The following is a 17,465-nucleotide window of genomic DNA, read 5'->3' on the forward strand; positions in this document are numbered from 1 at the left end:
GGAAAAAGGAACTATATTTGTATAACAAAAAAATAAACGGGTATGAAAACACATTCTTTATTAATCAGTTTTTTAATGCTTCTTGTACTGATGGGGGCATGTAGTTCGGGCCCGATAGTAAGAAACGCTACCGGTTTCGCCTATGAAGTGGTGGTAACAATGAATAAAGCCGACTGGGACGCTCCTGCCGGGAAGGCTATCAAGGCCGAACTGACTTCAGATATACCGGGACTGCCTCAGGCAGAGCCTGCTTTTAAGATTACATATGTAACTCCGGATCAGTTTAACGGTCTGTTGACATATGTGCGTAATATCTTGATAGTCAAGATAGACAAAACTCAGTACACGAAAGTCTCGCTAAGCTACGAAAACAACCGTTGGGCAAAGGGACAGGTCGTTATGGTGTTGACAGCCCCCGACGACGAAGCGATTCTTGAATATGTCAAGGCCCATCCGCGCAATATCGTAGATTTTTTCACCAAATGTGAAAGAAACCGTACGATCGGGCAATTGGAAAAAGAACATAGTGTCGTAGTGGCAAATCATGTCAAGGACCGCTTCAACGTGATATTGAATGCCCCGGGCAATATGACTTATTTCCGTGATACGACCGACTTTTTCTGGGCGTCCAACAATGCCAATACAGGGCGTACGGATATTGTCGTATATGATTTCCCATATGAGGATGCCGACACATTCACTGCCGATTACCTGATCGCCAAACGGGATTCAGTCATGAAGGCGAATATGCCGGGAACCTTCCCCGGTTCCTATATGGCTACGGATACGGCTTGGGTGACATACACTCCGACCATGATAAACGGTAAATATTGCGGTGTGCTGCGCGGATTGTGGCATATGAAAGGCGATATGATGGGCGGTCCGTTCGTCAGCCATGCCCGCCTGGATGAAAAGAATAACCGGGTAGTGGTCGTCGAAGGATTCGTATTCGCACCTGAAACGGATAAACGAAACTTTATCCGCCGTATAGAATCGGCTTTGTACACATTGCGCCTGCCGGGCGAGTTTGAAGAAACGGCGATAGAGAAACCAGATGTCCCAGAAGAGAAGTAACAAACATACATAATAAATGGAAGAACGATTGATTAAAGTGGGTATTACTCACGGAGATATAAACGGTATCGGATACGAAGTGATACTGAAAACTTTGTCCGATACCCGTATAGCCGAACTTTGTACGCCGGTCATTTACGGTTCGTCGAAGATCGCCGCTTATCACCGGAAGGCTTTGGAACTGCCCGCTGTGAATTTGAGTATCATTGCACAGGCTGAAGATGCCGGGGCAAACCGGGTGAACATTATCAACTGCGTGGATGACGAGACAAAGGTTGAATTGTGTCAGTCTACATCTGTTGCCGGAGAAGCCGCTTATATGGCTTTGGAGGCCGCTGTAACCGACTTGAAACGCGGTGTTGTGGATGTCCTGGTAACGGCTCCTATCAACAAGCACAACATACAGAATGAACAATTTCATTTCCCCGGCCATACGGAATATCTGGAACAGTGTTTCGGCGGTTTAGGGAAGAAAGCCTTGATGATTCTGATGAAAGACAGTCTCCGGGTTGCGTTGGTGACGGGGCATATTCCTCTGGCACAGGTCGCATCGAAGATATCTGTCGAAGACATCGTTTCGAAATTGCGTATCTTTAATCAGTCGCTGAAACAGGACTTTGGGATCGTACGTCCCCGCATAGCTGTTCTTGCCCTGAACCCGCATGCTGGCGATGCCGGACTGCTCGGAAAGGAAGAGGAAGAAATCATTATTCCCGCTATCCAGGAGGCCGAAAAGAGAGGCGTGATGTCTTTTGGACCCTATGCCGCCGACGGCTTTTTCGGTTCGCAGATGTATGAGAAGTTCGACGGTGTCCTGGCTATGTATCATGACCAGGGACTGGCTCCGTTTAAGACGTTGGCAATGGACGACGGCGTTAACTATACAGCCGGCTTGTCGATCGTACGTACATCCCCGGCTCACGGCACGGCCTACGATATTGCCGGCCGGAATATAGCTTCCGAAGAATCTTTCCGCCAGGCTTTATATGCAGCCCTGGATATTTATCGCAACCGTATGAACTACCGGGAAGCAACCGCCAACCCCTTACGCAAACAATATTTCGATAAGGGAGGCGACAACGAAAAACTCGACTTGACGAAAGAAGAAGAGGTCTAAGGTCTGAGACCAGATGTATGATGGAGGGCTGTGTCAAAAGTCCTATTTATAGCGTCTGTGTCCTGGCGGGCTTGATCCGCCATCTCATTCTAATTACTGTAAATCAGTATAGTATGAGGTTGCGGGTCAAGCCCGCAATGACACGCTAAAGCGTTAGAACTTACTTTTGACACAGCCCCCTTTTTATATGATCAATTATGAAAGAGAGCAGTATAAGGATGCCGGATGTTGGACAATAGAGGGATGTAAATGGGGTAGGCTTATTGTAAAAAACGCCTCGAAATGCTTCTGTAAAGCTTCCGTGAAGAACCTTTCGAACAGTTGCCCCCGGACAAAAAATCACGGCTATTCCCCGGTTATTACCGCGAGGTGCGCAGAAAATTCCCCTAAAGTACCGGTTCATAGCTCTGAAGTTTACCTTCGTCACCCATGAAGTCAGACTTCAGAGCAACGAAGTTCCGGGTCAGCGCGATGAAGTCCGGCTTCATGGAAATAAGGTGCCGGTTCCTTCCAAAATCATCTTCTGCTCCTTCCCATATTTCCATATCCTCCCCTTTGTCGTTTCAAATATTCGATTCTCCGGAAGTTAAGCTTTATCGGAATGTCAGCAAGAATATATTATGGCTTGACAATTGTCCTGCCATTAAAACGAGCCGCGCAGTCCGTTTGTTCGCATATCATAAAAAGCGTTGTTCCGGTAGCAAAATGTCAAACCGAAACAGTGCCTTTTTTACGGTGAAATAGAAAAATGGGGGTTATTGTAAAAAAACGTGGATTATTTAGTAGGGGATATAAGTATGAAAATATAAAAAAGAGGATGCGCCAAAATAAAGTACATCCTCTTTTTTATTATACAAAGTTTTAGAAAACGTTTTCCTGAGAAATCAAAGAACAGTCAAGTTCAATTATCTCAACGGACAATAACCTTTTCTACTTTCGAAGTATTGTCTCCACCATCGACATGGACAACATAGATACCTGCCGGTAAATGGAATACATATTGGACCGTATTCAAGTTCATATAATTTTTGACCATTCCGCCATTCAGGGAATACACCTTGACATTCCGGATTCCCTCGGTTCCCGAGATGATAACTTTTCCGTTTTCGACTGAATAGACAGCAATCGCGTTGTCGCCTATACCGTTGGCAGCGGAACTGCGCAGGTAGTAACGTCCGTGGCTTGCTCCGGAAACCGTCAACGTATAGCTGTCGCCTTCTAACAAGGTGCTTTTCCGTGTATGGGCGTCATACAGGTAAAGTGGTTCGGCCAACTGGCTGATACCTTCGATTGTCAACGTTACCTCTTCTTTGGTGTCGTTGTAAACACCTACCGGAATATTGTCGATGCGCTTCACGGCATTCACCTGGGCGGCACGGTTGCCGGCAACAGAATAGGCTACCGGAACATCCAGCTCGGAGTCGAGCAGGACAACGGCATCTTCGTCGGCCTTATAGCTGTTGTCTGCCTTATCACGCAAAGAAATTACCGAGCGGCCTTTCTTGCCGTCACGCTCTGCCGTCAAGGTCAGGATAGGAGCGGAGGCGGTGACAGATTTGGTTCTTGCGGTTTCTGCCGGTTTAGAGGCCATCATATCTGTTTTGAATACGATATTGATTGAACTTGCATCTTCTGCTTTAGTAGTCGGTTCTGTATAACCACCGGCACGTTCCACAAAGAATGCGGTCATAGGAGGGATAAAGCCGGATATTTTTTGGATATCATCCGTACCATCTTCCGTTTCGTTGCCTGTCCAAGGCACATCCGGAGTACCGACAACAGCCTTAGAGGTTCCGTCTTCTATCGTCCAATATTTAGGATTCAGATTATTCGCATTTGCGTCAAAGAATTTTTGCATATTCAGATAGGTCATATACGGATTGCCGACCAAGAAATGGTTACCATCCCCATCTACATCCGGTGTAAGCGTGACGGTTATATCCTCACTGCCTGCTATCCGGCCTGCCCCTTCTCTGGTGGTTGGTTTCGTAGAAAGACCCGCACGAGTTGTCGGCTTTGCTTCATACCCGTAGTCTAAATCGGCTTTTGGCAAACGGACCAAAGCATCCTGTCCTTCCACACGGGCATAGAAGCCTGTACCCAATGTATAGGGAACCCATACGTCGTTGTATTCGATGCTCCAGTTGTTCTTGACTGCATTGACAGATACAGATTCCAAACCATCCTCTTTCGTAGCATAAGCAATCGCCTTATCCCATGCCTTCTGGTAGAAAGCTGGTTCCCAACGGCTGTTTTCCCCTTCTTTATATGTGATATAATCAAATGCCGGAGTGTTTTGTTTTCCAGCAGTCGGAGCATACATATCCCCAGCATAAACCGTTTTCAACGGGGAGGACATCCAGTAAGGAATGCTCTGTTCCATCTCAAACTCCACACGTGCCGTGTCGTAAGTCAGGAGATACTGGTTCATCAAGGTGGCATTTGGCTTGAAGTAGATTTCGCTTACTTTATTCGTATAGTATTTATCTACTTTTAAAGTACCATCTTCATCTGTATTGACTGCCATGTCGTATTGGATATTTTCAGTCGCTTTACCAGCATCAACAGTCAATACATTATTTGAAAGTTGAACCTCATTCAGTACCAAATCCCCACTGTTACCTGTTTTGTCAGGGTCAATCGTGATCTTCGTAAAATACAAGGGAGAGAATGCGTTTGTGATGTCGTCATCGCCATTGGCATCTTTCTCGCTTTGACTGCCCATATACAATTCTTTCTCAGTCGACTGCTCCCAATTGTTGTCATTATACCAAGCGTCATCGGCATCTCCCTTCCAAGTCAGGTATTCAGGGACGATCTTGATCTTCAATGTGGCATAGCCTAAGCAAGAGTTTTCAATTGGAGTTTCAGTATCTTCGTCTGCATATTCGCCGAACGGGATATATAAGGTATAAACCTCGCCTTCTTTGAAGTACGTGTCAACCATCTCATCGTTCAAATTAAATGTTAAGAACAACTTATTATCCTTTCCCTCTTTCACAGCCAGAAGGCTATTCAATGTTGCTACCGTTTCATATTTACTACCGCTTATTTCCAAATAGATAGTCTTTTTGTCTTTTATATCTTTTAATGCTTTTCCATCATCTTCTAATGCTTTTCCATCATCTTCTCTTTCAGTCCCGAAGATGACTCCTTTTTGAATCGGAATCTCCAATGTAACGCCCTCCCTTATATTTGCAAGACCTAAACGTAATGGGATGGTATTCAATGGAACATCATCCGGGTAGTCTACATCGGGGAAACCGACATTCAGTTCCGGCACGTCTGGGCTTGCTTCTAAAGTCAGTTCCTGCGATTCTGTACAGAATAATTTGGAATTGTCAGTGTCCAGATCTCCTCCATACGCATAAGGCATGGCAACTACCTTCTGAACCCAACGGAATGAAACCGTCTTGCCCGAAGTCAATCGTGACTCATTCAGCAACCCGATCAAAACCTTCTTTGCCTCATCACTTAAACCTGATTGCTCGACATCTTCAACCGTAAAAGGTTTGCATTCTTTTTTTATTTCATCTTTCGCGGTAGAACGAAAAGCATATAAAAGAGCTTGCAAGCTGGGATATCCCTCCTTCTTTGCCAATTCCAGGGCCTCTTCAGCAGGACCAAGGAACCAATCGAAAGTATAGGCGTAACCTTCATCTTCAAATGTGGCATCGAAATCCTTCATATCCGTACTTAACACGTTGCCATATATATCTACATCCGCTACGAGCAGTTTGGCGTTTACCGTATGTATCTCACCTAAGCAAGTGACACCACTGGTTCCCATATCCGTATCTATCTTTATCGTTGTGGCAGGAACGACGAAGATCTCTCTTTTCAAAGTACATTGGCTATTTAAATCGACCGCATCTTCCTTATTCTCCGCATTTGCAATATCTCTTGCGCTGAATAATACCACATAATACTTTCCTGTTGCGGTGTGTTCCCCTTCGTTATCCGTATATTTCTCATTTGCAAACCGCAAATCGGTATTATCTACATCGATCGTGCTCAGGAACAAAGTCAAGTTGTCTTCACTCCGCCAAGGGCAACGGATACGGGGAATTTGCAGACACAGGTATAAGTCTTTTACCGCAGCCTCGTATTCTTTATACAAATCGGGGCTCTCCAATATTTGATCAACATAGACAGATTCTATCTTCAAAGGTTCTTTTGCTTTATTATTCGGATCTGTAGTTTCAACTCGATTACATAGTTTCTGTATTGTTTCTTGCAATTTAGTAATATGATCTTGATGACCAGAATCTTCTACCCATATACCACGATCGACATCCGCCAGAAAATCGTTCATGGCCCGTACGTTCATGGTAATCTCACTCTTTAAGGCAGCATCCGCTGTCACGGGGATCATATTGTTAGGATTTTTGTTCATATCCGACTGGACCGCCACACGTATCGTATATTGCAGGCCAAGTTCCGCCATTTCTTCATCCTCTTCCAGGTCCTTATTGACAACGACCCAGTCTCCGGCATCTTCATTCTCTTTGATTTCGGTAAAAGAGAAATAGACATTACCGATATTGGAATGTAATACTTCCTCTAACGGGGCATACGGGTTCTCACCCATCAATCCATAACGGTACTTTCTATATGTCGGATTGTTCAGCTCTACCTCATCAATTACGTTCGGATCCAAGTCCCAAGCCATATTCTGTTGTAGGGTGGTATAGTCCGAACTGACAACTAAGGTGGAGACGCTACAAGCATCCTTGCGTTGTGCAGTAATGGCTGGGCTGGATTTATAGACTTTGATATCGTCTATTGCGTAGTCCGCACCGTTGGAATGTGGCGTGTTGTTCGCAATTTCTAAAATATATTGATCTTCATAAGTCCCATCCGGGAAGGAGAACTGGAAGAAGATTTGTTGCCATAGGGCCTGATTATTTATAGAATCATTATGAGCAGGCTTGGTCACAATAGATCCGGAATAGTATTTGGAAAGAATGACTTCCGTATCCTCGCCATCGACTTTATCCACTCGTTTAAAGGTAAATCCGACATCCGCATGTGCAACATCGGAGGCATTGCTATGAGCTAAATCGCACACCCAGGCGCTGACAATCAAACTGGTATGCGGGCAGAGGCCGCTTATGTTCATCTTTGTAATCACACCCGGTTCGTCCGTCGCATCCACATACATGAAAAAACCGGATTTTTTTCCGTCTTCACGTTCCCATAACCGGTCTACGACTTTTTTGTTGTAGCCATAGTGACCAAAATAGTCTTTATAAGAACCTAAGGGCTCTATCTTATCTCTAGATATATCAGGATAATTTAAAGTCCGATATAACGCATACTCGCCGCGGCCTACATTCATACGGTTTAATCGGCGTAGCGCGTAATCTCCTGGATTTGCAAAAGCATAGTATGAGTCGACATTGGACATCGGCGCTTCGGAGTAGTTTTTAGTCGGGTTCTGTTCTAAATACTCTTCAATATTTTCCTCCGTTAATATATCATTCTCCTCCTCGAATACGATTGCCTCCAACTGTTCGTATTGATTCCCTTCCAAGAAATCGTCCAAACGATGCTGATAATTCGGATTTGTCCGTCTATTCTTTAAATCCTTATCGGTCAATGCTTCCAAATAGGGCTCCAAAAACACCTTTAACAAAGTAACCGGATACCAAGTATTATTATTACTTGAAACTTCAGACGTGATATAATATGTTTGTTGTTTGCTATACTCATTGCCGGTGTAAAGTTTTTTGTTAGGGAGAATATTATTCTCTGTGGTTGTTTGGTCTATATAGGTACCTTCGCTATTATATACGCGCCAACGAACAGACGAAGCTGCCGTTAAATTATCACCCTCAGGGATATAATAGTTAGATAGTTTTTCCGGTAACCGGAAGGTATTCATATTCCCCTCACTATTACCTGCTGCATTAAGCCTGCTAATTGGCGTATGAATTTCGTAACTCTGCAAAAAGTGATTTTCCAGGGTTGGCATATCAGTGATAGGCAAATTATTATTCCACAGATCGCCTATGCTTTCTTTCAATCTATTTGTCGCTTGTCGAATGATGTAAACTTGCCGATAGGAGACCATAGGGGCGATCCATTCATCCTCTCTTTGGCCGGCAGTCATATTTGCGTTCGCACTGGCTTCGCAAACCAAATATAATTCTTTTTTACCGTTGAATAGAACCGTATAATCGATTTCATTGATATCTTTATCTGAGGATTCACTCCCTTGTCTAAGCCATGCTACTCCATTTTTAAAAGTATGGATTTTGTCCCCCTCTTTAGAAAAACCTGTAGGAACAGTTTGTTTTCCGGCATCTTTCAAATCATTCAGATCTTCTACTTCATACCATCGTAGATATCCATCCAGGTTCTCTTCAGCATTTTTTGTTTTTTGTATCATAAAATACTTACTCTCTTTATCATTCGCATAAATAACCTCGTGGAATCCACCTATATCAGAGGGCTCTTCTTCTGTCTGATATACGATCGTAATATCCTGATAGCTTTTAGTTCCGAGTTCGGGCCACCCTGCTTTCGCATTCCCAATCCCCAAAGTCACTAAAATAAGGATGAAGCCTATTTTGTTTATAATTGTTCGTTTCATCATCGATTACCTCCTTTCGCTGTTTTTCCATTCGTTATTGTTAATGTATAAGGCAAAATAACGACTGTGTCATCAGTCTTATGTTTTGCGACTAATGTCAGCTTGATTTTAGCCGTACCCAAATAGGACAGTTCCTGCGCGGTGACTGTGAAAAAGCCTTCCAGGTCGTTTGTCTTCTTCAAAACATATCCGTATTTCGGTTTTGTTGCTGCATCTATCCACCATGATAAAATGTCTTTATCTTTCGGCTCTAACAAAAAGTTACTATCATTGGCTACCGGCACAGCATAACAATATTGATTTTTCGACTCGGTTGTTCCTCCTTCAGTATAGTATTGCAACTCCCAATTGATAGAACCGTTCAACTGATCCAACTTGTATGAGATCGTTATATCGCCGGCATGTGTAGTGGTCAACTGTTTATCTGAAATAGTAATCCCTTTCTCAAATGTGATTGCTGTGGGAAGTCCGCCGATCGGCATGTGCTTCTGCTCGAACTCTATGGTTGTTGTTGCCTTGGAAAGTAGGATCGGTATCTGTAGTAAGTCGTTGCGACGGATGAAGCAGAATTTCGTCTCCTTCGGGTCGCTGTCTTTTTCGATACCTTCCACTTCAAGGGCGATTTTTATGTCGCCACTGTTGGGATCTACACTCTTCTGGTCGGTTTCATTGATGTAGAACATGTATTTCCGTCTGTTCTGATCGTCTGTTGCATCGCTCCCGATTACTTGGTCGTCAGCACCTTCGGCCGGCTTGTATATCCAATCAGTACCTGTAACAGGTGTCTCGGAAGTCGGGAACACCGGATTCATTAAATCGTTTTCCGCGCTTTTACCAATCAGCAAGTTCGGCATGTACGGATCCGAGTTTATCGCATCGTAGGGGAACAGATAGATCGCTCCGCTTTGGCGGAACTTGCCCATCTTTAGTTCTTTTACGGTAACTTCCTTTCCTGTGGCGTTCGTCACTTCGATGCTGACTTTGCCTAAGAGGCGGATCAGTTCGAGGTTGACCACGTTTAAGCGCTCATCATTAGAAACCTTTATCGATTTGCCGTAGCTGCTCATCGGGATATAGGACGTACCCGTTTCCCCTGTATAAGCCGTTGCTATTGCTTTCAGCGTGGCTTCCGTCTTCCTGAATTCGGCAAAGCTCTTTCCTTTTAGTCCTTTTAAGGCTTCAATGACAGCATCTGCATTCTCCAATCCTTTGATATTGGCTAAGGCGTAAAAGGAATAGGTCTTCCCGACGACCAGTTCCATACTGATTGTGGCCTTGGAGTCCGGGTCGTTATTGTTTACCGTCGCGTTCGACTGCTCAAAAGTCTCTATGTCTGAGTTGTTTGAAATGATCCGGTCTACCTTGTCATCGCTGTCTACGACGATGATATACCAGTCCTCTATATGGTGTTCATATTGGGTATCGGCTGAATCCGGATTGATAATGTCGTTCTTATAATAATCGGTCGCCCTCGTATAAGCCGGCATCGTGTTACCCAAGCTGCCGAGGGCGATATTCAGCTTGGCATATTGCGTTTCGGGGATGTCGGGGGTGCTGCTGCCACTCTCGTCGGAACAGGAGGGGAGCAGAACGAGCAAGAGCAGTAGTACGGAGGTTACTGCCATCACCTGTCTATATATCTTTTTTCTCATATTTGTCTGTTTTTATAGTTCTCCTTCGTTGATGCGGATCACCCAATCCTTTACCTGTACTTTCAGGCAAGTGTATTTTACGATCGGGATGACGGGGTCGGGAATGTCGGGGTCGGGATCGTAGGGGCCGTCGTCGGGGTCGGGCTCTTGGGGATCGTCTGGGTCTTCGGGATCGGGTTCTTCGGGATCAGGGCAGTCCGGGCAATAGGTCGGGGTCAGGAAGAAGACGATGGAGTATTCGTCCTGGCGGTCGAGGTATTCCTGCGCGCTGATGTTGTGTCCCTCCATCTGGGTGAGGAGCAGGTAATTGTTGAGGTTGATGTTGAGCACGTCCTTTTCCCAGTTTTTGTGGCGCACGACGAGGCGGTAGTTCTCGCCCGCCATCAGGCGCATGGTATTCATTTCGGCCACGGCGACGGTCTGCATGACAGGCTTGCCCATCAGGCTGTCACCTTCGGCGATGTTGACGTTTTCAGTGTAATAAGGGAGGTATGAGATCACAGGGTCGTCGAGCAAGCTGTTGTCATGAGCCATATAGCCGTTGTCGGCCTTGATCTCGAAAGTGAAATCGCGGACGTCCATGCAATTGCCGTCGGTGTCTTGCAAGACGAGGCGCAGGCGGTTGGTGTTCTTGGCCAACGAGATGTATTTGTCTTCATGCGTGTTGCGTACTACCGTCAGCGTGTCTAAGCTGTGCCATAGCGGGACCAGGTCTTTGCCGTTCGTACCGTCGGCCTCGCGCAGGGTGCGTAGGCGTAGTTCCTGGAGGGTTGTCGTTCCGGGTGCCGGTGCCGGCATTTCGTAGAAGGCGTCGTCCAGGCCGGCCCAGGTCACGGCGTAGTAGGTGCCGGGTTCGAGGTCCATCTTGATGTTGTTGGCCTTGAGTTCCGCCCCTTCGATATCGCGGCGCATGATATAATTACCTTTGTCGTCGCAGATAAACAAAGCGGCCCGGTCGACTTCGTGCTGGAAAGCATCTGCAAATTTCATATTATAATCGTACACGAAATGCAGACGATATTCGCAGGGTTGGAGCGAATCGTCGGAAAAATAATCGCAAGAGGCCAGTCCTGCCAGCACCATCGCTCCGATTGTTTTTGTAAACAGTGTTGATAAATGTTTCATATTCAGTTGTACTATTTTTTGTTTTCTGCCAAAGATAACTTGGTTGAAAAAGTCGGATGACAGACGTCCGGGGCCTCTTCTCCCGATCGGGCCCCGGCCTCTGTAAAACCCCGGGAGGGCTGCCGGCTTCTACCGGAAGCACCTCACACGGGATAACCTATTTAGTTAGTGATTAGAGATTACAGGATGATGTCGGTGTTCTTACGGACTACCCAGTTCTTGACTTTGACTACTACGTTCATTTTCGCTTCACCGTCTTCGTCCGGTGCGTCAGGATCCGGAACATCTGCCCCCGACAAGCCCAATCCGGAAATACCGGAAACGGCCAAATCGTAGATGTTGTTGCGGACGATAGCAAATTCCATCGGGCCCATCACGTTATTCTTTTTGTTATCTTCATGACGGATCCAATACAGATAGTAGCATTCGCCGTTTTCGTAGGATTTGATTCCTGATTTCTTATAGTATTCTTTACCCATATCGCTTTTCAAATATTCTGAAAAGGTCTTCAAATTCTCTGCTGAATCGTCATCAGACAGTTCTTTTACATCAGCAAATACTACTTCTTTTGTTATTGATGTATTGTCTTCTGTTAAATGTTTTCTCAGATAAGCGAGATATCCGAACATATCATCTACAGTCTTGCTTAAGAATGTCTTGGAATTCATAAACGTTGCGATGTGGAGCGTATCGATGGCTTCTTTTGTTTGGCCGTTGTCTGTATAAGTATTACCTAATTTGTCAAAGAAATAGAAGCCTTCCATGAGTTTTATTGCCTCTTCTTCTGATGTTTCATTTTCGAATACCTTTTCCGGTACCTGCTTAGCCAACGCATAAGCAAAAATGGCATCTAAGCTGGCATACTTCAATTCAGGGATACCGTAGGTATAGAATGTAGGAGCATTATTTTCTACTGTGGGAGTAGTCTCTTTTCCCCACTTTGTATCCACTGGTTTAACGCTTCTGTAGTAGCCCGGTTTAGAATTATCATCTTTCAGAATATCCATTACTTGCTTTGCGTAATAAGAACCTTTGAACAATGCGCCAGTCGAGAAGCCGTTCTTGGAATTTGCCACATCGGTTGTGTTTTCCATTGTATAGGCCAGTAACAGATTCTCTTGCTGCTCATCAGCGTCCTCGCTGTATAACGTTTTCGCTTTCAGGTTATCATCGTTCGTACCCTTAATACTCTCAAACAGTGCTCCATAAGAATCTGCTTTGATATGATTCCCATACTTAAGATTAGTAGATGGAGTCGTACCAAAAGTCGGCCACACTGGTCCTCCCGTCTCAGGAAATACAGTTGTTGCTATTTTATCGGATGTCCATGGATCCAATACGAATCTTGCTTTGGTACCGTTGCTCTCATCATACTTTTCGTCGATCAATAACTGATATTCTGAGTCAGTAGCCAACTCATCCATTGCATCTTTAGTCGCACGTTTCAACAAGTAAGAACCGGATGTCAACTGGTTGATGATAGCTACGTTATCCAATCTGACTTTATCTCCAGCACTGCCGACTGTGTAAACAAAATTTTCAGCATCGCTATATTCCGAAATCCGGATTTTAGCAGCTAAGCGTTCTACAAATACATAAGCAGTCGGAACGTCTTGTGCATTTGTAACCTCCGGAAACGTAACATAAGATTCATGCGTGTCGGTATCTTTCATCATGTGAGAAGACATGACAAACTCATTCTTATTCGTTGAATTATAGAGGTTAGTCTGCAAATAGTTTGCCAAGTTAGAGATCTTCACTGGGTTCTGTTCATCTCCCAATGTAAACTCATCGGTTATATTACCTGTATTCACCACTGCGATGACACCATAGGTTTTTCCGGAGAAATCGGCGGCGCCATCCTTCTCCTCGAATTTAACTTCTATTGATGCTTGATAACCATGATCCGAAGGGTGATCGCTATCGGTCGTATTGCTGACGGTCGCGTATCCTTTTGCTACGATAACTGCTTCTTCGTTTAAAATATTTTTATTGGCAGCAGCAGTTGCATCATACTCGAATAGGAATACGTTAAGATTCTTCACTTCCGATTCTTCGAAAGTGCCTTTTTCATCTCCGTCGCCTTCTTCTCCGTGTGTCTTTGTGGTCATTTCTGTGTTGATGATGACTTTCATTTTGGCTGTTTCTCCATTGGCTTCATTACCTTGGTTACCATTTTTGTTCGGATTCTCGAAATCGTCCGAACAAGACACCGCGACGAATGCGAGCGCGAATGCCCATAGTGAATTTCTTAATTTCATTTTGTTTGTTTTTAGAATTAGTAATAATAATTATATGGGTTATTATCAGTCTGTTACACTAATTTAATTGATTATTCTTGCATCTGTTTTACTATTTTCAGATTCGCAGCTACAGCTTCCGCCACTTTTGGCTTGTCGGTCAGTCTGTTCAACGCAGCTTCGGCTTCCGGCCATTTTTCTTCGAGCATCAGGACGATGGCTTCGGCTAATTCCTTCTCCGGTGAAGGGGTTGCTTTTACCAGATAGCGACGTGCCTTGTCGGCTTGTTTGTTCTGCAGGGCGATGTTGGCGGCGTTTAAGTTCGAGACAGGGTCGTCCGGATACATGCGGACAGCGATCTCGAACACCTCTTTAAACTCGTCGCTTCCGGCCGGGTAGGTCAGCGCCACGCGGTGCATCTCTTCGAGGCTCAGTTGCGAGGGGTCGCGATAGATGATGTCGCGGGCTTCCTCGACGGTGAAGTTGCGGATGTTGTATTCTACCACATAGTCCGAATGGCGCAGGGCGGGATAGATCTCGTTTAGCAGCTGTTTGTAGACAGGCAGTTGTTTCAGTTTCCATTCGCGGGCATCCGGATCGGCCGGTTCATCGGCGCGGATGATGGCGAGAGCGTCTTCCTTTCCTTCGAGGTTCGAGGCGGAGAGGCGTGTTTCCAGTCCTTCCCAGTCTTCCGGCTCAGAGGTCACGTCGCAACGTATGCCGCTGAGATCATACAGCTCCTTCACATAGTCAAGTAGGGCTTCGGCACGTCCCTTCGCCAACCGTCCGTTATTGGCATAGGTCCCTTCGGGTGAAGCGAAGCCTTTGATAGAAATATGGGTGATAGTAGCATTCTTGTTTTCCTTGACGGCTTCAATTGTGCTGCGGATGGCGGCCAGCTCGCTGGGGTTTTTGCGATAGTCCGGACGGATCACCGTACTGTTGACAGGGAAGTCCAAATAAGCTTGTCCGTTAAGCGCACGTTTTTTTACTTCTTCGGCTGCAGGGGCCATAAAGACGGGTACCGGTTTCATTTCGGGGGCTTCCAGATTGATGGCAAAGAGATGGGACTTGTCATTCTGAAGCGTTTCCCAACCGCAACCGCAGAGGTCGGTCACCATTGAAACATCTGCCCGGTTCATCCATGTACGGTAGGGGACTTTCATCAGGTAATCCACCTTTTGCTCTGTCTTGTTTTTGCGGCGTACCACCACTTCGCCAGGTTGTACCAGCACGGCTCCATTACGGCGTTCGTAGGCAATTTGGCGTACACGCCCGTTCACTATCACCGGTGGTAGAGCCATGAGGCTGTCGCCTTTTTGCAGCAGGGGTGTGCAGACAACTGTCCGGTTACGGCCTAATTCCATATTACTGATATCGACGCGCATATTTATGACCAGGTCGGAACCGGAGCGTTGTACAGACTGTCGTTCGACCGTGACTGGCGACTGCGCATTGAGGGATGAGACTGCGACGAGCCCTATCAGTATATTGCTTATAGTTTTTTTATTCATACGTTTCATTGTTTGCAGTTAGAATAGATAAATGAGGTTCAAAGCGGCCTGCGTAGGGCCGAAATAGTTTTTGTGGCGATTCGTTTCGCGGTTTCCACAGTCGGTACAGGGATAGCGGTCGTACTCGAAGTAGATGTAGCCCACTCCGACGGTAGCTTCCATGCTCCAGTGTTTGGAGAGAAACCATTGGTAACCGTAGCTTAGGCCAACGCCTGCTCCCCAACCTTCGCGGCGCTCGTTTTCGAGTCCGATTAGTTTAACGTCCGCTACGTTATATAAATAATATGGGACGTGTAGGCCAAGGAAATGGCCGTTGTTTGCTTCGCAGAACCAATAACGCAGTTCTGGCTGGATGCGCAGGTGTTTGAGGGTTCTGTCGTAAGTGCCGTCATCATTTTTTCCGTCGAACGGGTTAAGTCCGGCTTCAATATCCAATGACCACTTTTTTGCCAGGCGAAACTCCAGTCCGGCATTAAACGTTGCAGTTCCCCAATAGGGAAGGTTTGTTTTAAGCCCGACGATAGGAGCTTTTCCTTGGCTGATTTCGGTTTGGGCATAGGTGCAGAACGACATGCACAACAATAATGCCACTAAAAAAAGCTTCTTTACATTCATTTGGTTCATATCTATTAGTTTGTTAATTCTGATAGACGGAAGACCTGCCGTTATTTGCGGTAGGACGATAAGTAAGGGTGTTAACAAATTCTTCATATAGCTAATTTTTTATGTGCGTATTACGCACATAAAAAGGCTCATGAGCCTTTTTAATTTTTACTACTTTATATTCGTTTTTCTGAAAACTTTATCAAAAATAAACATGAAACAGCTGAAAATATCTTGTAGAAGAATTCTGGTAGTATAAAAGAGAAATTCGGTCCCTTCATTTCTTTACAAAAAAAACGTGTATATCCTTCATCTGAAGAGAGTTTTGAATATGTTTTTGAGTATTGATGTTTTTTTGAGCCGAAACCTTTGAATTTAAAAGCGTGTATGATTGTGAACTTGAAATATGTCCGCTTGTCTTAAGTCTGAATATCGAATAGGCTGATATTTGATCTATACCCCCTCTTCATCTGTTGTACCTTTATCATTTTTAATCAGATAGATAAAGGCTTATGCGAAAAAGTGATTTTAGTGAAAGTATGCGGTCGTTAGAAAGGCGCAAGCGGGAGGCGGGCGCTGAGAGTACGGCGGACTTGTACAGGGCGGTGCGGAACCGGTTTGGACGGTATTGCATGAAGGAGAGGCTGCTGTTGCAGGAGGTGACGGCGGCAAGGGTTGCGGGGTTCAGGGCGGCGCTTCGGAAGGAGGGGCTGCGGGTGAATACCGTGAACAGTTATATGAGTAGCCTCAGGGCGATGTATAACGCTGCCTGCCGGGAGGCGGGTGGCCGCTGGAAAGAGAATCCTTTTGCGGGGCTGCGGCTGAAACGGGAGGAGACGAAAAAACGGGCTGTGCCGGTCGAGGTAGTCGAGAGGATTGCCGGGCTGAACCTGCGGGGAAAGCCGGAACTGGCCGGGGCGGTTGATCTGGCGCTGTTCAGCTTTATGGCCTGCGGGATGCCGTTTACGGACTTAGTACACCTCACACGCGAGAATATCCAGGACGGAGGGCGGCTGCTTGTCTACCGGCGACGGAAAACGGGCGTGCTGATCCAGATCGGTATTAATACGGGGATGCGTCAACTGATCGAACGGTATGCCCGTCCGGATTCGGTGTATCTTTTCCCGGTCTTGCCTGCGGATGCCCGCCATGAGACCTACAAAGCCGCTTTGGCCCTTCATAACCGCCATCTGAAAGAGATCGGCCGCCTGTTGGGACTTGCCGTGCCGCTAACCAGCTACGTGTTCCGGCATACCTGGGCCTCGGAAGCCTATAGATGCCACGTTGAGATCAGTGTGATCAGTCAGGCATTGGGACATACGACGGAGAAAATGACCCGTAATTACCTGGCGCGTCTTGCTCCGGAAGAGATCATTAAAGCGAATGAAAAAGTATCACACAGGATCGAAAAACTGATTGGAAAAAAGGCGAGACCTTATTTATGAAATAAGGATATGGCTTTGTTCTTATTTATGAAATAAGGTTAATCATGTTGTTTAATACTATATTACAGCGTTTTATACCTGTTGAAATTCATTTATC

10 protein-coding genes are annotated in these 17,465 nt (G+C 45.7%); 3 read left to right on the forward strand and 7 right to left on the reverse strand.

What is annotated here, in order from left to right; genetic code table 11:
* Positions 1–42: 42 nt before the first annotated feature.
* Both DWU89_RS03210 and pdxA read left to right on the forward strand, forming a co-directional pair.
* Positions 43–1,074 carry a DUF4837 family protein gene (locus DWU89_RS03210; RefSeq protein ID WP_115498232.1) on the forward strand — a complete coding sequence of 344 codons (1,032 nt, stop codon included), beginning with the start codon at positions 43–45 and terminating at the stop codon, positions 1,072–1,074.
* A gap of 16 nt (positions 1,075–1,090) precedes the next feature.
* Positions 1,091–2,191: a 4-hydroxythreonine-4-phosphate dehydrogenase PdxA gene (gene pdxA / locus DWU89_RS03215; RefSeq protein ID WP_115498233.1), complete on the forward strand. Its 1,101-nt coding sequence runs from the start codon at positions 1,091–1,093 to the stop codon at positions 2,189–2,191.
* Positions 2,192–2,577: 386 nt separating this feature from the next.
* Here pdxA and DWU89_RS20580 read toward each other — a convergent pair whose 3' ends face one another.
* The 7 genes from DWU89_RS20580 to DWU89_RS03245 all read right to left on the reverse strand — a co-directional run bounded on the left by DWU89_RS20580 (position 2,578) and on the right by DWU89_RS03245 (position 15,935).
* Complete coding sequence (locus DWU89_RS20580) at positions 2,578–2,736, reverse strand: hypothetical protein (RefSeq protein WP_158543314.1); 159 nt, start codon at positions 2,734–2,736, stop codon at positions 2,578–2,580.
* A gap of 365 nt (positions 2,737–3,101) precedes the next feature.
* Complete coding sequence (locus tag DWU89_RS03220; RefSeq protein WP_115498234.1) at positions 3,102–8,792, reverse strand: T9SS type A sorting domain-containing protein; 5,691 nt, start codon at positions 8,790–8,792, stop codon at positions 3,102–3,104.
* Positions 8,789–10,441 (reverse strand): hypothetical protein, encoded by a 1,653-nt coding sequence (locus tag DWU89_RS03225; protein ID WP_147292086.1) that lies wholly within the window; start codon positions 10,439–10,441, stop codon positions 8,789–8,791. The genes DWU89_RS03220 and DWU89_RS03225 overlap by 4 nt, the downstream gene beginning before the upstream one ends.
* A 12-nt stretch (positions 10,442–10,453) precedes the next feature.
* Positions 10,454–11,566 carry a FimB/Mfa2 family fimbrial subunit gene (locus tag DWU89_RS03230; protein ID WP_115498236.1) on the reverse strand — a complete coding sequence of 371 codons (1,113 nt, stop codon included), beginning with the start codon at positions 11,564–11,566 and terminating at the stop codon, positions 10,454–10,456.
* A 179-nt stretch (positions 11,567–11,745) separates the two neighbouring features.
* Positions 11,746–13,827, reverse strand: a complete 2,082-nt coding sequence (locus DWU89_RS03235) for an Mfa1 family fimbria major subunit (RefSeq protein ID WP_115498237.1) — start codon at positions 13,825–13,827, stop codon at positions 11,746–11,748.
* Between the two features lie 71 nt (positions 13,828–13,898).
* Positions 13,899–15,329, reverse strand: coding sequence for a DUF3868 domain-containing protein (locus tag DWU89_RS03240; protein WP_115498238.1), 1,431 nt, complete (start codon positions 15,327–15,329; stop codon positions 13,899–13,901).
* A gap of 9 nt (positions 15,330–15,338) precedes the next feature.
* Positions 15,339–15,935: a DUF3575 domain-containing protein gene (locus tag DWU89_RS03245; protein ID WP_115498239.1), complete on the reverse strand. Its 597-nt coding sequence runs from the start codon at positions 15,933–15,935 to the stop codon at positions 15,339–15,341.
* Positions 15,936–16,435: 500 nt separating this feature from the next.
* On the opposite strand from DWU89_RS03245, the gene DWU89_RS03250 reads away from it, so the two are divergent.
* On the forward strand, positions 16,436–17,368 hold the full coding sequence (locus DWU89_RS03250; protein ID WP_187574910.1) for a tyrosine-type recombinase/integrase: 933 nt from the start codon (positions 16,436–16,438) through the stop codon (positions 17,366–17,368).
* The last annotated feature ends 97 nt before the right edge of the window (positions 17,369–17,465 follow it).

Origin of the sequence: Parabacteroides acidifaciens (assembly GCF_003363715.1) — a bacterium.
Taxonomy (GTDB): Bacteria; Bacteroidota; Bacteroidia; order Bacteroidales; family Tannerellaceae; genus Parabacteroides; species Parabacteroides acidifaciens.

Bases quoted from the DNA above. Each gene is read 5' to 3' on its own strand.
- DWU89_RS03220 (WP_115498234.1), bottom strand. From the start codon at position 8,792: ATGATGAAACGAACAATTATAAACAAAATAGGCTTCATCCTTATTTTA.
- DWU89_RS03250 (WP_187574910.1), top strand. From the start codon at position 16,436: ATGCGAAAAAGTGATTTTAGTGAAAGTATGCGGTCGTTAGAAAGGCGC.
- DWU89_RS03240 (WP_115498238.1), bottom strand. From the start codon at position 15,329: ATGAAACGTATGAATAAAAAAACTATAAGCAATATACTGATAGGGCTC.
- pdxA (WP_115498233.1), top strand. From the start codon at position 1,091: ATGGAAGAACGATTGATTAAAGTGGGTATTACTCACGGAGATATAAAC.
- DWU89_RS03230 (WP_115498236.1), bottom strand. From the start codon at position 11,566: ATGAAACATTTATCAACACTGTTTACAAAAACAATCGGAGCGATGGTG.
- DWU89_RS03225 (WP_147292086.1), bottom strand. From the start codon at position 10,441: ATGAGAAAAAAGATATATAGACAGGTGATGGCAGTAACCTCCGTACTA.
- DWU89_RS20580 (WP_158543314.1), bottom strand. From the start codon at position 2,736: ATGGAAATATGGGAAGGAGCAGAAGATGATTTTGGAAGGAACCGGCAC.
- DWU89_RS03245 (WP_115498239.1), bottom strand. From the start codon at position 15,935: ATGAATGTAAAGAAGCTTTTTTTAGTGGCATTATTGTTGTGCATGTCG.
- DWU89_RS03210 (WP_115498232.1), top strand. From the start codon at position 43: ATGAAAACACATTCTTTATTAATCAGTTTTTTAATGCTTCTTGTACTG.
- DWU89_RS03235 (WP_115498237.1), bottom strand. From the start codon at position 13,827: ATGAAATTAAGAAATTCACTATGGGCATTCGCGCTCGCATTCGTCGCG.